This window comes from Aquimarina aggregata, assembly GCF_001632745.1.
GTDB classification, from domain to species: Bacteria; Bacteroidota; Bacteroidia; order Flavobacteriales; family Flavobacteriaceae; genus Aquimarina; species Aquimarina aggregata.
Genome location: NZ_LQRT01000002.1, coordinates 586,225 through 602,312 on the forward strand (window position 1 = coordinate 586,225; position 16,088 = coordinate 602,312).

20 protein-coding genes are annotated in these 16,088 nt (G+C 29.4%); 17 read left to right on the forward strand and 3 right to left on the reverse strand.

Features of this window, described 5'->3' with window-relative positions; translation table 11 throughout:
• Positions 1-19: 19 nt before the first annotated feature.
• Positions 20-1,108, reverse strand: coding sequence for a zinc-dependent metalloprotease family protein (locus AWE51_RS04340; RefSeq protein ID WP_066309968.1), 1,089 nt, complete (start codon positions 1,106-1,108; stop codon positions 20-22).
• Between the two features lie 375 nt (positions 1,109-1,483).
• Between AWE51_RS04340 and AWE51_RS04345 the strand changes: the two genes are divergently transcribed.
• On the forward strand, positions 1,484-1,828 hold the full coding sequence (locus tag AWE51_RS04345; protein WP_066309970.1) for a hypothetical protein: 345 nt from the start codon (positions 1,484-1,486) through the stop codon (positions 1,826-1,828).
• Positions 1,829-1,875: 47 nt separating this feature from the next.
• Here AWE51_RS04345 and AWE51_RS04350 read toward each other — a convergent pair whose 3' ends face one another.
• Positions 1,876-2,760: a hypothetical protein gene (locus AWE51_RS04350; protein ID WP_066309972.1), complete on the reverse strand. Its 885-nt coding sequence runs from the start codon at positions 2,758-2,760 to the stop codon at positions 1,876-1,878.
• Between the two features lie 259 nt (positions 2,761-3,019).
• Here AWE51_RS04350 and AWE51_RS04355 point away from each other — a divergent pair, with 259 nt between their 5' ends.
• The 13 genes from AWE51_RS04355 to AWE51_RS04415 all read left to right on the forward strand — a co-directional run bounded on the left by AWE51_RS04355 (position 3,020) and on the right by AWE51_RS04415 (position 13,239).
• Positions 3,020-3,841, forward strand: coding sequence for a universal stress protein (locus tag AWE51_RS04355; protein WP_082832307.1), 822 nt, complete (start codon positions 3,020-3,022; stop codon positions 3,839-3,841).
• 228 nt (positions 3,842-4,069) lie between these two features.
• Positions 4,070-4,555 (forward strand): RNA polymerase sigma factor, encoded by a 486-nt coding sequence (locus tag AWE51_RS04360; RefSeq protein ID WP_066309976.1) that lies wholly within the window; start codon positions 4,070-4,072, stop codon positions 4,553-4,555.
• Positions 4,556-4,559: 4 nt separating this feature from the next.
• Complete coding sequence (locus tag AWE51_RS04365; protein ID WP_066309977.1) at positions 4,560-5,174, forward strand: hypothetical protein; 615 nt, start codon at positions 4,560-4,562, stop codon at positions 5,172-5,174.
• 93 nt (positions 5,175-5,267) lie between these two features.
• On the forward strand, positions 5,268-6,668 hold the full coding sequence (locus tag AWE51_RS04370; protein ID WP_066309978.1) for an alpha/beta hydrolase family protein: 1,401 nt from the start codon (positions 5,268-5,270) through the stop codon (positions 6,666-6,668).
• Positions 6,669-6,762: 94 nt separating this feature from the next.
• A complete protein-coding gene (locus tag AWE51_RS04375; protein WP_066309981.1) occupies positions 6,763-7,809 on the forward strand; it encodes a helix-turn-helix domain-containing protein in 1,047 nt (348 codons plus the stop codon).
• A gap of 101 nt (positions 7,810-7,910) precedes the next feature.
• The gene (locus tag AWE51_RS04380) at positions 7,911-8,675 is read left to right on the forward strand and encodes a type 1 glutamine amidotransferase domain-containing protein (protein ID WP_082832308.1); all 765 of its coding nucleotides are present in this window, start codon (positions 7,911-7,913) and stop codon (positions 8,673-8,675) included.
• A gap of 18 nt (positions 8,676-8,693) precedes the next feature.
• Positions 8,694-9,110, forward strand: coding sequence for a nuclear transport factor 2 family protein (locus AWE51_RS04385; protein WP_066309987.1), 417 nt, complete (start codon positions 8,694-8,696; stop codon positions 9,108-9,110).
• Between the two features lie 28 nt (positions 9,111-9,138).
• Entirely contained in the window at positions 9,139-9,588 is a 450-nt protein-coding gene (locus AWE51_RS04390) for a YybH family protein (protein ID WP_066309992.1), read from the forward strand.
• Between the two features lie 64 nt (positions 9,589-9,652).
• Positions 9,653-10,759 carry an alanine racemase gene (locus AWE51_RS04395; protein WP_232517337.1) on the forward strand — a complete coding sequence of 369 codons (1,107 nt, stop codon included), beginning with the start codon at positions 9,653-9,655 and terminating at the stop codon, positions 10,757-10,759.
• Between the two features lie 133 nt (positions 10,760-10,892).
• Positions 10,893-12,008, forward strand: coding sequence for a serine hydrolase domain-containing protein (locus AWE51_RS04400; protein WP_066309998.1), 1,116 nt, complete (start codon positions 10,893-10,895; stop codon positions 12,006-12,008).
• Between the two features lie 10 nt (positions 12,009-12,018).
• Positions 12,019-12,345 (forward strand): DUF6249 domain-containing protein, encoded by a 327-nt coding sequence (locus AWE51_RS04405; RefSeq protein ID WP_066310005.1) that lies wholly within the window; start codon positions 12,019-12,021, stop codon positions 12,343-12,345.
• Positions 12,338-12,904 (forward strand): RNA polymerase sigma factor, encoded by a 567-nt coding sequence (locus tag AWE51_RS04410; RefSeq protein ID WP_066310008.1) that lies wholly within the window; start codon positions 12,338-12,340, stop codon positions 12,902-12,904. Before AWE51_RS04405 ends, AWE51_RS04410 begins: the two co-directional genes overlap by 8 nt.
• Positions 12,901-13,239 carry a hypothetical protein gene (locus AWE51_RS04415; protein WP_066310010.1) on the forward strand — a complete coding sequence of 113 codons (339 nt, stop codon included), beginning with the start codon at positions 12,901-12,903 and terminating at the stop codon, positions 13,237-13,239. The genes AWE51_RS04410 and AWE51_RS04415 overlap by 4 nt, the downstream gene beginning before the upstream one ends.
• A gap of 42 nt (positions 13,240-13,281) precedes the next feature.
• Here AWE51_RS04415 and AWE51_RS04420 read toward each other — a convergent pair whose 3' ends face one another.
• Positions 13,282-14,166, reverse strand: a complete 885-nt coding sequence (locus AWE51_RS04420) for a LysR family transcriptional regulator (RefSeq protein ID WP_066310013.1) — start codon at positions 14,164-14,166, stop codon at positions 13,282-13,284.
• A 168-nt stretch (positions 14,167-14,334) separates the two neighbouring features.
• Here AWE51_RS04420 and AWE51_RS04425 point away from each other — a divergent pair, with 168 nt between their 5' ends.
• The 3 genes from AWE51_RS04425 to AWE51_RS04430 are packed head-to-tail and all read left to right on the forward strand — an operon-like array spanning position 14,335 to position 16,064.
• Entirely contained in the window at positions 14,335-15,045 is a 711-nt protein-coding gene (locus tag AWE51_RS04425) for an aspartate/glutamate racemase family protein (protein WP_066310020.1), read from the forward strand.
• A gap of 11 nt (positions 15,046-15,056) precedes the next feature.
• Entirely contained in the window at positions 15,057-15,230 is a 174-nt protein-coding gene (locus AWE51_RS26365; protein WP_157766015.1) for a hypothetical protein, read from the forward strand.
• A 12-nt stretch (positions 15,231-15,242) separates the two neighbouring features.
• Positions 15,243-16,064 carry a GNAT family N-acetyltransferase gene (locus AWE51_RS04430; RefSeq protein ID WP_066310022.1) on the forward strand — a complete coding sequence of 274 codons (822 nt, stop codon included), beginning with the start codon at positions 15,243-15,245 and terminating at the stop codon, positions 16,062-16,064.
• Positions 16,065-16,088: the final 24 nt, after the last annotated feature.

Here is a 16,088-nt window from a genome sequence, read left to right on the forward strand (position 1 = left end):
TATATACTAAGATTATAATCTAAAATCCAATTCCGCCACCACACTGATTTGCTGTTACATAAATTGTAGCAAAACTACTACCATACTGGTTTGTAGTCTTAAGTGTAATCGTATAATTACCTGGTTGATTCGCAATCATTGTTATTTCATGTCCTGGAAAAACGACGGTGTCAACAAACAAATTGGGAGAATTAGACGTAAGTTCATAAGTGTCTGCTCCTGGAGATACCGGAAGTCTATATGGATCTGATTGTACAAAAACATTGGTACAAATAGTTGGGTCAGGAAATCTAGTGTATGCTCTTGGTAAACCAACCCAAACAATTGGAAATAAGTATTCTATAGCAGTTATGTCTCCAGAACTAAAATTATCTATGGTGCATGCTTGTCCACCATTCATAACAGATTGTGAATCTGTGCTTGGAGTTCCGGGAATTAGAGTTCCAAAAGACTGATTAGTGTGTGTTATACCTAAATTATGTCCCAGTTCATGTTGAACATTAGAAATTCTCATGTTTTGAGTAATAGGTCCTCCACAAAACAAATTAGAATTAAAATCTGGATTTATCCAAATTCCAACACCTGGTAGACCATTAGCTGCAGGAAATTCACCGCGTCCAAAAACATTACTAGCTAAATTAACCCCTGAATCATGCGTATCATACATAATTTGAATATGTGCATTGGCAATAGATGTAGTAACTGTTAAGTTTAAGCTTGAGTTAATAGCATTCCAGCGACCAATTGCAGAAATTGAAGCATTTCTCCAAGCAGTATTCATACCTGGATTTAAATAAACATTGATGTCGTTTATTGTTACAGAATTGGGATGTTCTCTTTGTTTTGTATTTGTATTCGAAGGAGAACGATATTTTTTGTTTTTGTAAAAAGTAATATCGCCGTCGACTAAATAACGATCTCCAAGATCTTCGATAACATTTTCTGAAAACCCCCAATTACGAATACTTTGTAATACCGAATCATTTTCTGTAGGGATTTCATTTTGTGTTACATTATCATCTTCTATTAAGTTATCTTCTGAACATCCTGTTAGGATAATGACAAAAAATAAACCTAATGCAAACAGGTTTTTAAGTGCTTGTTTCATTTTTAAGAGTATTTATATGACGCCCTACTTTGATTTAAGGAGTGTTCGGGACAAGTAATTCTCCTATACTAGTATGTTTTAATTTAAATGAGAATTTTAGTATCGATCGTTATACTAAAAAGGGGTAGGAATGATTAAAAAAGGTTTTTTTAGGAACTAAAAACCCTTTCATAAGTATAAAGATATTGAATTAAGCATATAACATAGTTAAAGTAATACGAAGAAAAAGTTAAAATCATATTTTAAAATTCTAATCGTTGTTATAATAATACTGGCTTTATTAAAAAATAAGAATAAACTATGTTAGAATACTTAAGCTGAATTTATTTAAAAAATGGTTAAATTTGTTTTTTTAGAAATACCAATTTTTAAATTATGAAAAATATTCTCTTAACCCTAATCATAGTATTAACTTCTAGTTTTAGTACTATTAGTGCAAATGAAATCAAAGAAGTAGAAGTTAAATTTAATGGTCAATCAGATAAGGCTTATTATTTTACGACTACAGATACAGAAAAAGTGATGGAAATTACTTTTGTTAGTAAAAAGGCAGTCTCTAAGTATGATCTAAATAAAAAAGAATATATTGGAAAGACCTTTATAATTACTTATGAGATTGATACGATCGAAGTAGATGACAAATCATCTAAGAGTGATGTAGAAGTAAAACAGTTTAAAAAAAGACTTATCTTAATAGATATTAAAGAAAGAAAAATTTAAAAACACTTTTTATAGGTTAAGTGTCTTTTTATTAGAAATGTAACGTGTTAGATTTTCTTTCTTAACCCTTCTATAAAATCGGCTTTCACCCAATAAATATCTCCCTTTTTTCCGAAAAAGAAATAGTTACCATCAGGTGACACATAGGGGCCATAACCACGCATATCCCATCCTTTTTCCTTTTTGAAGTATGCACTAAAAGGAATGGGCATAGACCATTTGTGCTTAACTTTAAAGGTTATATGAAATTGATTTGACCAATTTAGTGGCATAAATATGATGTAGTCGTTATCTGGTGAAACAAAAAACTCTACAATTGGATTAAGCATATAGGGGAGTGGTTTAGGAGCAGTTATTTTGCCATTAATAATTTTAGCAGAATATGCCACACGATCAAATCTGTCATGAAAGTAAAACGTACTATCTTTTGTTATTTGTGCAAGTCCAAACCCCTCTTTAGCGGTTACATTTGGGGATATCACTTTTAGTGTTGACCATTCGTTATTTTTCTTTTTAGAAAAAACGATTTGTCCAGTGACTCCTTTTTTTGTAGGTTTTATAGGTTGTTCCATGTATAGAATATTTCCATCAGGGTTAAATATTGGATAACCTGCTATTACTTTTCTTGAAAATACTGCTGTATCTGGAGTAGACCATTTAGAATTTTCGAATTTGGAATACATGGTACGAGGTTTAAAATAATTATTATTTCCATCAGGATGTCTTCCAAAAAATACTTCCTTACCATCAGGTGAAAAACATATTTTTTCTTCCCATCTGTCATCTAATGAAACAATTCCTTTTGCAAAAATTACAATAGAATCATTTGGAGGGGGTACAGCGTTAAAATAGTTTATAGTATTGTGATCTTGCCCAATACCTTGATAAAAAAGTATTATTAATGAAATTAATGTAAAGAATTTAGTTTTCATAATTGGTTACTATTTTTATATAATAGACAAATTTACAGGGGTTTGTACTGAAAAAGAGATCATATCACTTATATACTATAACAAATAGTTAAGTGCCGGTTTTGTAGGTATAGTCCTGTATACGTTAGAATTATATTAATCAAAAGTTAAACTATTATATATTGATAGTAATAGTGTTATATTTATGTTGTATAACTTTCATTGTTAAGTAGTTGTGCTGTTTATTTTAAATAGCTCGTTCACCCTAAAGAATATAACTATGCATACTAAACAATCATATTTTAAATATCGTTTATTAGTATTAATGGATTTATCAAAAGCTTCTCTTGTAGCATTAGATAATGCAATACAATTGGCAGAAGTGGTTAATGGTAATGTAGAAGTTTTTCATGTGAAGGCACCTACAGATGTAGTTAGATACGAAAATCAATATTCTGCAATCACCGAGATTCATGAAGATTATCATAATACAATGTTAAGATTACGAAATATTATTACTAATGCAGAAAAGAAAAACCATATCCATATTAAATATCAAATGGCATATGGTAATATTAAAATAGCTATTAAAGAACATATTGATAAAGTACAACCTGATATTATTCTTTTAGGTAAAAGAAAATCCAAATTCATTGACTTTTTAAGTAACGGTATTACCAAATTTGTTTTAAAACACAGTACATCCAATATTCTTATAGCAGGAGAAAGTTATAGATTTCATTCATATTCGGATATTTCATTAGGGATATACGGTAAAACTTTGAGAAAACATGGTTTTCAAATTATAAATGATTTAAATCAGAAAGGAACAAAACCAACTCGTATTTTTAATATAGGTAATAAAAAAGAATCAGAAAATGAATTGTTGCCTAATAAAAGAAATGTTGTATCCTATGTTTTTTCTGAAGGTGCTAATACTTTAGATGCTATAGCTTCTTATGTCTCTAAAACGAATACGCAATTATTTTGTATACCAAGAAATTCTACAAATGATCGTACTTTATTAAAATTAGGTAAGGTAGAAACTCCAATAAAAGGAGTAATAAATAAATTAAATATCCCAATACTTTTTTTGAGATAATCATGAATAAGTAAAACGTAATACTGGATTATTGATACGTTGTCAGCACCTTGTTTATAATAAGCAAGGTGTTTTTATTTGTGTTATACCTAACTTGAACATAAAACGATTTAAATTGTATTTGTTTTACCCTAGTAATGGTCTAATTTATATGATCTGAAAAAATAATTTAAATTTTTTGTGCTTTTTTAATATTAGCAAACACTAATAGAGTATAACTGATTTTTAATGAATAAAGAAGAAACATTTATTAGATTGATAAAAAAGAATGAAGGGATCATTTATAAGATTACTAAAGTATATACCCATACTAGTAATGATCAAAAAGATCTATATCAGGAGATTGTTTATCAACTATGGAAAGGGTTCGATTCTTTTAGAGGAGATGCTAAAGTGAGTACATGGATGTATAGTATTGCTTTAAATACGGCGTTGTTATATTCAAAAAAAGAAAAGAGAAGAGGATATAATATATCTCTGGACAATGTATTTCTAAAAGAAGAGAATTATGATCCTGTACTCGAAGAACGACTGAAAATAGTGTATTCTCAAATAAAAAATTTAGGAGATATAGATAAAGGAATCATCATTTTATTTCTAGAAGGAAAAAAGTATGAAGAAATTTCAAAGATTACAGGACTAACAGTAAGTAATGTGGGTACCCGGATGGGAAGAATAAAGGAAAAGTTAAAGACATACATCATTAAAAAATAAGCATATGGAATTGGAAGAAATGCAAGCAATATGGTCCCAAATGAGTGATCAAATTGAAAATCAAAAAAAATTAACAAACAAACTTATTATGGAAATGACGCAAGAACGATTTAAAAATAAAATAGGAATAATTTCAAAATATGAAGGTATGGGAGCATTAATATGCTTTGCAGCGGCTATTTTAATCCTATTTCAACTTTCAAAACTAGACACATGGTACCTTTTAATATCTGGTATTTTTACTATAGCTTACTTGATATTTTTACCTATTTATATTTTAAGATCTATTAATACTATGAAGCGGATAAATATTATCTCTAATACGTATAAAGAAACTCTTATAGAGTACGCAAAGAATAGAAAACAGTTTTTGTTTTCGCAACGATTAGGGATATACCTAAACTTTATCTTAATGATAGTAAGTCTTCCCGTTATTATAAAACTTTTTAAAGATGAAGATATTTTTGTTACTAATGTTGAAGTGTTGTACTGGTATATCCCTATCATGACTCTATTTTTAATTTTCTTTTCTAAGTGGGGATATGGTAAATACAAACGACTAACTGCTTCTGCAACAAAAATCCTAGAGGAGCTTCAGGAACCCAAAACTTTGAGTTAGAAAAAGAAACTTAATCACTACAAAAAATAAAGTTTAAAAAATAGCCAAAAAAGTTGGCAGGATACACTACACACTATTTTTAAAATTATAAGTATGAAAACTAGATATATAACAATCATTTTCTTATTTTTTTCATTAGTTTCATTTTCCCAGGAAATCAAAGGAATCTGGAGCGGAGGGATAAATGTAGGAGAAAATAAAACCATAAATTTCACTTTTACAATTACCAAAGAAGGACAAAGTTATAGCACGATAATAGACATTCCGACTCAAAGAATTAAAGGAATAAAAGCACAATCAACAAATTATAAAAGAGATAGTCTGATTATTGATTTTTCTAATGTTGGAATGTTCTATAAAGGAGTTTTTAAAACCAACTACAGTGAAATCAAAGGAAGGATTACAGAAGGGCTAAATTCTTTTGTATTAAATCTAAAGCGAGATAAAATAAAAACTAATAATACATTAAATAGACCACAAGAACCTATCAAACCCTATCCATATTTAGAAGAAAATGTTTATTTCGAAAATAATAAAGATCAAATACGTTTAGCAGGTACGTTAACAAAACCATTTGGAAATAAAAAATTTCCTGTTGTAATTTTGATAAGTGGAAGTGGCCCTCAAGATAGAGATGAAACCATATCAAAGCATAAACCATTTTTGATTCTTGCCGATTACTTAACAAGAAAAGGAATAGCTGTATTACGATATGATGATCGTGGATTTGGAGAGTCAAAAGGAATACATTCAGAAGCAACAACATATGACTTTGCAACAGATGTATTGAGTGCTGTTAAGTATCTGAAATCACGCAATGATATAGACAAAAATGCAATAGGACTTATTGGTCATAGTGAAGGCGCAATTATAGCACCTTTAGCAGCTAATAAATCAAAAGATGTAGCTTTTATCATATCGTTAGCCGGTACAGGTATTTCGGGAACAGAACTTTCTATAATGCAATCAAAAACGTTACGACCATTTCCTGTACTTGATGAAAAAATATATGAACAGGCAATTAGGCGAGCTATAGAAATAGCAAAACAGGATAAAAAAATACCTATTATCAAATTAGAATTAAAAAAACATTATCAAGAAACCATTGCGCCAATACTTAAAAACCTAAGTGTTCCCGATATAGAGATAGATAGAATATTAAATAGTCTTGTAGCCATGCGTACTACAAAATGGGTACGATATTTTTATGAGTATAATCCTGCGGTAGAATACGAAAAATTAAACATACCCGTTTTATCCTTAAATGGGAGTCTTGATACCCAGGTTCCGGCTAAAATAAATCAAGCTGGATTGCGACAAGCGTTGATAAAAGGAAAAAATAAAGATTTTAAAATTATTGAACTAGAAGGTTTAAATCATTTGTTTCAAAATGCAAAAACAGGTAATATGAATGAATACTCAGAAATAGAAGAAACATTCTCTTCTAAAGCTCTTGCTATATTATCTGATTGGATTTTGACTCGTGTAGAATAGTATAATTCTAATAGAGATAGTTTTACTAAAATTGAAGGGGTATAGATATCAATAATAAATTTATACTTTATATATTTACTTCTTTTCAATTTAAATGGATTTAGAACAGCAATTACTATTTCTTTTTAGTGCGTTAGGAGCTTTTAATGGATTTTTTTTAAGTATTTATTTTGCGTTTTTCTCAAAAAAGAAACTTATATCCAATTATTTCCTTGCTGCTCTTTTACTTATGCTTAGTATACGTATTATTAAATCAGTGTTTTTTTATTTTAATCCTAATTTATCAGAAGTTTTTATACAAATAGGATTATCAGCATGCGTATTGATAGGTCCGTTTTTATATTTATATAGTACGGCTATAGTACAGCATAATAAAATAAATAGTAGCTGGATGTTTCATGTTATTCCTGCTATTTTAATAGTAACAATACTAGGACTAGTATACCCATATTGGTCATATAAACGTCTATGGTCTGGCACAATCGTAAGGTTAATCTATTTACAATGGTTGATCTATATTGTAATAACAGGGATATGCTTAAAAGATGTTTTAAAGAAACTAGTCTCTAAGAATGTAAAAATAAAAGATCTCGAAATTTGGATGATCAGTATTTTTGTCGGAGTTACCATTATTTGGATTGGGTATAATATAGGATCATACACATCATATATCGTTGGTGCTTTTTCCTTTTCATTTGTATTTTACCTTTTAGTTTTATTTTGGGTTTTTAGACGAAAAAAGAATTTCTTGTTTTTTGAAGAACATATAAAATATGCAAATAAAAAAATTCATAATAGTGAAGCGGAATCTCTTCAAAAACGTTTAGATGATATTATTGTAGAAAAAGAACTATTTAAAAACTCAAACTTAAAACTAAATGATGTGGCAGGTCAATTAAACATTGTTCCACATTATCTTTCTCAATTTTTAAATGATAATTTAAACAAAAGTTTTTCTGTATTTATTAATGAATATAGAATCGAAGAAGCTAAACGATTGTTGTTAAATCCAAATAACAAATATACAACCGAGGCTATAGGGTATGAATGTGGATTCAATTCTAAATCTACATTCTTTACTACTTTTAAAAAGATAACGGGTGTTACACCAACAAAATTCAAAAATAACGCTAATCCCTAGTATAGACATTCGGTACTGAATTATAAATCCGAACTTCGGTTTTATAACATCAAATCTATAACTTCATTAGATATTTCAAATTGCTTTAAAATTAGTAGCACATGAGAAATATTTGTATTGTGGTATTCATCATCTTGATATTATCAGGATGTACAATGTCTCAAAATAATACAACAAAGAAACCTAAAATTTTATTTGTAACTTCAAATCAACATACATATGGTAGTACAGAGATGAATACTGCCAATCATTTTGCAGAAATAGTATTGGCTTATGATGTGCTTATCAAAGCAGGTTTTCAAGTTGATTTTGTGAGCCCAAACGGAGGGGCTATTCCTATTGGCTACTTAAAAACTTCAGACAGTATCCAGAAAAAGTATATTTATGATGCTAAGTTTATGAATCTTCTTAAACATACACTTACACCAGATATGATTAATGTTTCATCATATAAAGCCGTATATTATAGTGGTGGTGGTGCGGCAATGTTTGGTGTTCCTGAAAATAAAAGAATACAAGATATTACCATGAAAATTTATGAAAACAATGGTGTTATATCAGCAGTTTGTCATGGTACTGCAGGAATAATAAATCTAAAAGACCCCAGTGGAGAATATGTCTATAAAGGAAAAAAGATAAATGGTTTTCCGGATATGTTTGAGAATAAAGACGCAAAATACTATCAAGAGTTTCCATTTTCTATAGAAGAAACTATAAATCAAAACGGAGGTGATTTTATCTATTCTAAGCATGGTTGGGATGCATATCATAAGGTTGATGGTAGAATAATCACAGGACAAGATCCAACGGCTTCTATTGTTGTGGCTCAAAAAATAGTAGAAACACTCAAAAAACAAGAAAATTAATACATTAAAACTTAAGACATGAAAAAAACAATTTTTACAGTACTACTTTTTATTTTAGGTACAATAGCAACCTATGCTCAAACTCCTGAGCATGATCAGGTAAAAGCAACAGTATCTTATTATTTAGAAGGGGGAACAAACAATGATTTTGAAACATTGAAGAAAGCTTTTCATAAAGATGCCACCATGAAATTTATTTCTAATGCGGGGTATAAAGAGGTAAATGCACTAGAGTTTTTTAAAAAGGCAATAAAGCCGGGTCCAAAACAAAATAGAAAAACAAAAGTGGTCTCTATAGATGTAGAGGGTACTTCGGCTCAGGCAAAACTAAGAATCGATTATGATACTTTTGCCTTTATTGATTTTATGAATTTGCTTAAGATCGATGGAGAGTGGAAAATAGTCAACAAAATATTTTATAGATCAAAGAAGTAATATCATCAAATTTAAATCACGAACAGTAATGAAATCAATACAAACTTTATTTATCATAATGTTAATGTATAATCTGGGGTTTAGTCAGATATACAACGGAGATAAAAATGACATCAATATAATTTTAAAGAATGCTCAAAATTTCTCGAAGTATGTAATGGCTTCAGATTATGATATGATCGGAAAATCGTACACTAAAGACGCTAAAATATTTCCTAGCAAAAGTAAAATTATTGAAGGTACAGAATCGATTGTAAAATATTGGGAATTGCCAAAAGATGTGCAAATTAAATACCATAAGATTGAACCTAGTGAAATTACCATTGTAGACGATACAGCCTATGATTATGGATATTATGAAGGTAAAACCAAAAAAAGTAATGATAAAGAAATCTCCTGGAAGGGCAAATATGTGATTGTTTGGAAAAAGATTGGTGATGATTGGAAAATGTATTTAGATATTTGGAACGGTATTTAATCATATCATAAAGGATTGTACTATTTTTATATTTCAATTTTGGTAAATATAAATGCATAACAATATGAAATGGTATAACATCTTAAATATCGATGAGATTGATTCTCCCTCTATAGTATTATATGAAGACCATTTAAAGCATAACTTAAACACCATGATTACTATGGTGGATAATGATTTGTCTAAGTTAATGCCTCATATTAAAACGAATAAAATGCCAAAAGTGATTCGCCAAATGATCACTCTTGGCATTAAAAGTTTTAAAACAGCAACTATTGCCGAAGCAGAAATTGCAGCAGTTGAAGGTGCTACACATGTTTTGATAGCACATCAACTAGTAGGATCTAAAGTAATGCGTTTTATAGAGTTAATTAAAACATTTAAGAATACCCGATTTTCTACCATAGTAGATAATATTGATTCAGCCAAGAAATTACATCATGAAGCTGTAAAGCAAGCAATTAATATTAATATCTATATCGATATTAATAATGGTATGGATCGTTCTGGTATTGAAATAGGTATAGGTCTTGAAAATCTTATCGAGCAAATAGATAAATGCTTATCATTGAATTTTTTGGGATTTCATGTGTACGATGGACATTTAAGAACCCCTGACTTTAAACAGCGAAAAGATAGGGTAGAAGAAGGGTTTAAAAATATTACCACCTTTTTTGAAACCCTTAAACATAAATATCCCAATATAGAGATAATAAGCGGAGGGACACCTTCTTTTACTTCGCATTTAACTGAAAAAGATAGAATTTGTAGCCCAGGAACCTGCATACTTTGGGATTGGGGATATGACCAAAAACTTACAGAACAAGAGTACAAATACGCAGCTCTAGTAATTACCAGAGTTATCTCAAAACCTAAAAAGAATGTCATTACTATTGATCTTGGGAATAAAGCAATAGCATCAGAAAATCCTATAGATAGTAGAGTTAAGTTTTTAAACCTCTTTGATTATGAATTGATATCTCAAAGTGAAGAACATGGTGTGCTTAGCGTGCAAAATTGGAATGACATAAAAGTTGGAGATGTTCTTTATGGAGTTCCTTATCATATTTGTCCAACAATAAATTTATATGATGAAGTCTCTGTAATTGTACACTCAAAAAAGATAGATAGTTGGGATATCACTGCTAGAAAAAGAAAAATCACAATTTAATTTAACTTCTCAAAAGCCCATAAAACAAGCAAATCTTAAGAGATTTCATAACTTTTGTAACCTTTTTTAAAGTCATCTTGTCAAATACATGTGAATTCGCAAAAATATAGTACTCACATTAAAATTTAATAAGATGAATCAATCAAAAAGAAAATCAAAATATCTATATCTTGTATTGTTTTTTACCTTTAGTATAGGTGGATGTATAGGTCAAAATATTACTTCGACTTTAAAAACTCCTAATGGCGATAATGTAAAAATCACTACACTAAATACGTATATTAAATCTGCAATGGACTCTATTGGAGTTCCAGGTCTCTCCATAGCAATTATTAATGATCATAATATTGTTTATCATAATACTTTTGGAGTAACGAGTTTAAAAACAAAAGAACAAGTAACGAAGAATACGATTTTTGAAGGAGCTTCTTTATCTAAACCACTTTTTGCGTATTTCTTAATGAAAATGGTTGAGAATGGAGATCTGGATCTTGATAAACCAATATATCCTTATCTTAAGGCTATTTTTCCTGACGGAGTAATTGCTAAAGAATCCTTTGAGGCATATCAAAAATTAACACCAAGAATCATATTATCTCATGGCACAGGGATCCCAAATTGGGTAAAAGGAAAACCTATTACAATTGCTTTTGAACCAGGTACTGATTTTTCATATTCAGGCGAGGCTTACCAACATTTAGGTGCTGCCTTTGGAACAAAAATGGGTATTGGTTGGGGAAGTAAACTAGATAGTCTATTTCTTAAAGAAGTAGCACATCCGATAGGTATGGATAGAAGTTTTTATACATGGAACGATGTTCTTGAAAAGAATGTAGCCAAAGGACACATGAAAGGTAAAGTAAATCCAGAAATTCATAGAGATAAAAAAGTTGGTCCAGGCTATAGTTTACAATCAGATGCAGAAGACTATGCTTTATTTTTAATCGAAATGATGAACCCTAAAAACATTAAAACATCTACTAGAGATGAAATGCTTAAAGAACATAATCATTTTAAAAAAGAAAGTAAACTTTTAAAAGAAACAGGACAAACAGGATGGGGTTTGGGATTTGCACAAAAACCTACTCCCAATGGATTAATGCACCTGCATACAGGTAATAATCATGATTTTCAAGCTTACAGTATGTTTATTCCAAAACAAAAATATGGGTTTGTAATGTTTGCAAACTCTGACAACTTATTTCCGTTATTACAAACCTTAGAAAAAATTATAGGCACACACTTTTAAAAATATAGATATGAATGAATTAAATGAATTTTTTGGATTAGTATTACTTTCTGTAACAGCCATACTTGTTGTTTTTATTATAGCGCGATATACCTATTTAATAAAAAAAGCAATGATAGATAAAGGTATAAACCTAGAACAAAACAATACTAAGTATAAGTATTTGGATATTGGATGTATTGTTTTTGGTTTAGGAGTTGGTTTATTAGTATCATCGATTTTTACGATGTTCAATTTATCTGAAGATACTACAGACCTATTGGTTTGGGGAACAATTCTAATTTTTGGAGCTGCAGGATCCGTGATTACTCATTTTATAAGAAAGAAACTTGAGTAATTCTAAGAAACAATACGATTACGAGTTAATTCGTAAAATAAATGAAGGTGATACAACTGCATTTAGACAATTGGTCTATTTGTACAAAGATGTATCACTTTCTCTTGCATGTTCTATTTTGAAAGATAAAACAATAGCCGAAGATGTACTACAAGAGGTATTTATTAAAGTGTATGCTAAACTAAATACTTTTAAGTTTAAAGCATCATTTTCAACATGGTTGTATAGAATTGTTGTTAATACGAGTTATAATGAGCTAAAAAAGCAAAAACATACCGTAACAATAGATGCTATTACTATAAATCTAGATACGCAAGGAAAAGATGTAACGCTTGAGTCTGATCAAAAAATGTATATTAATCTCGCTTTAGAAAAACTACGACCTGATGAGGCTTTAGTACTTAGGCTTTTTTATCTATGTGAATCTAGTATTAAAGAGATAGAAAATATTACAGGGTTTAAGAGCTCAAAGATTAAAGTCGATTTGCATAGAGGAAGAGAGAATATGTATGCCGAATTGAAAAAAATATTAGGGAATGATCTAAAAAATTTATTATGAACGAAGAAGAAAAATTAAGACAGTTGCTTAAGAAAAGTACAATTAATACATCAGATGATTTTATTAATAACTTAATGCAAACTATAGAAGATAAGCACTCTGCCAAATCACCTTCAATCTGGTGGTCGTTTAAAACTGTATTTATAGCTTGTACCGCATTGGTATTAATTCTAACGTTTATTCTTTTTAAGCTTATTCATGTAGAAAATGGATTTTTAGGATCAATCAGTAATATCCCTAAAATGCCTATTTTTCTTATAGTTACCACAGTGTTTCTGTACTATATTAATACTTTAGTGAAGCTGAGTACTAAGAAAACTGTATTGAACAAATAATAAAATTAAAAAGTAGAAGCAGTAATAAAGATTCTTAAGGATTTATAGAAAGTCATCTTCAAAGTTTGATAGAAAATCATGGATATATTTTTTACTTCTTTGTTCCTGCTTTACAACGACATAATGTTTTCTTTTTAAACCATGTTTTCCAATACGCTTATAAATAAGGTCATCAGATAGTTTAAAAGGTTTTAGTTGCCATTTAGGTGCGCAAATAATTCCCATATTAGCATTTACCATAGATAATGAAGTTTCAGTAAAGGGAATCGCAGAAATTTTGATAGGATTGATTTGGTTTGGTTTTAAAAAATTTTCATAAACAAAAACACCTTCTAACGGGAAAGAATTTATTAATAAATGAACATTAGCAAAATGGCTGGCTTCTAAATACGGTAAAGTACTTAATGGGTTCTCTTTGTGCATTAATACAAAAATTTCATCTTTAAATATTTCTGTACTCGACAATTCTTCTGATATGGGTTTAGTAGTAACAATAGCAATATCTATCTCATTTGCTAATATTTGCGAAATAGTTTGATGTGTAGCACCCAGGCTTAATTCTATATCAATTTCAGGATAAAGAATCCCCATTTTTTGTATAAACTTAGGAATAGAATGAAAAAATGATTGACACTCTGCACTTAATTTTATTTTTCCCTTAGATCCTGCATTTAGGTGACTTATCCTATCAAAACTTTTGTCAATAGCACTAAACAGAGTATTTGCCAAGGTATAAAGTTCTTGTCCTTCTTTTGTTAATTGCCATTTATTTCGTGAACGATAAAAAACTTTAAACTCTAATCTGTCCTCAAGCTCTCTTAATTGATGACTTAAAGCGGATTGAGTTAAAAATAGACGTTCTGAAGAGTTAGCTATATTACCTTCTTCTACAATCGTTTTTATAAGTCTAAAATATTTTAATTCCATAAATACAAAGATACAATACAATCGATTTGGCAGTAGTTGAAAAAAAATCAATCACAACTACAAAAGTACTCAATGATCAATCTGATTTATACGTGTATTCTACAATAAATTTACACTGTATAAAGTCAATAAATCAAATAGTAATAATGTGTTATAAAACCATTTAGTATGAAAAAGCAATCAAAAACAATAGGATTAATTGGTGGAATGAGCTGGGAATCATCTAAACTGTATTATGAAATAATCAATAAACGAATGAATGAGGTTTTGGGTGATTCTCATTCTGCAAAACTCATCATGGTTTCTGTAAATTTTGAAGAGATCAAAAAAATGACATTTGCGAACAATTGGGAAGGTATCGGAGTTGTAATGGCTAAAAGTGCTAAGCAACTAGAAAAAGCAGGAGCTGATAGTATACTATTGTGTACCAATTTGATTCATTTGGTTAGTGATAAAATAAAAGAAAGTGTAGCGATTCCTTTACTACATATTGCAGATGCCACTGGAGAAAAAATACAGCAGCAGAAATTGCAAAAAGTACTGCTTTTAGGAACTAAATATACGATGGAAAAAGATTTCTATACTAGTACTTTAGAAGATAAATACGGTCTTGAAGTAATGGTTCCTGAAACTCAGGAAAGACAAACTATTCATGACATTATTTACAATGAATTAGTAAAAGGAATATTTACAGAAAAGTCTAAAAAGTATTTATGCCAAGTTATTGAAGGCTCGAAGGGTAAAGGAGCAGAAGGTGCTATTTTAGGATGTACAGAAATACCGATGTTAATTGCTGATCAAGCATTAAGTATCCCGACTTTTGATACCGCCAAAATCCATGCGTATAAGGCAGTAGAATGGGCAGTTTCTTTAACTTAATCACAAGTATAATGATGAAAATAATAGAACCAAAACGGCAATATTCAAGTATTTTTACTAAACTTAGAAAGGTAATATGTGCTTTTTTAAGAGAGTATATCGCTAGAATGTCTGGATTATTATATGCAGATTGTTGTGCATATGCTAACAATACAAAGGATAAAAAACGTACGTTTTATAAATAATCTATTATTCTGATGATCATAAAAAGTCTAAATACTATTGATTTTAAAATTTTGATGAATTGTTTTTTAAAAGCATTTGAAAATTACTATATGAAAATGCCAGAAGATCATCAATACTATAGAAATCGTTGGAAGATGGCTAATGTTTGCTTTGATTTATCTTTTGGAATGTTTGATAATGATAAAATAGTTGGTTTTATTATTAATGCTATAGACAAACGAGATAAGGATTTGATAGCTTTTAATACGGGTACAGGTATAATTCCAGAGTATAGAAGAAAAGGTATAGTGTACAAACTATATGAGCATGCTATCCCAAAGTTTAAAAAAAATGGTGTTACTAAATGTTCTTTAGAAGTCATTAAGGATAACACAATTGCTGTAAAAGCCTATAAACGTATTGGGTTCAGGATTAGTAAAAGCTACAAATGTTATAATGGAGAGTTACTTTTAAAAGATCAACTAAATGATTTTGAACTAAAACAAGTAGATGTTTCTTTTTTTGATAGGCATACAATACCACAAAAGATGTATTCTTGGGATAATCACATAGAAACATTAAAAAGAGGAGATTATGAGTATTATAGTCTTGTTATGAACGAAAATGAAATAGCTTATTTCGTAATAAATTCAACTAATGGATATTTGGCACAATTTGATGTTTTTATAGATCAAAAGGATAATTGGATTAGGCTATTTTCTGCTATTAAACGTATGACCAATAGCATAAAAATAAATAATGTTGACGAAGCATTAGATTCTAAACTAAGCTTTATCAAAAGTATGGGTATACTTAATACTATTGATCAATTTGAAATGGACCTTAGAATTTAAAAGAACTTGTATATCTTTAACATT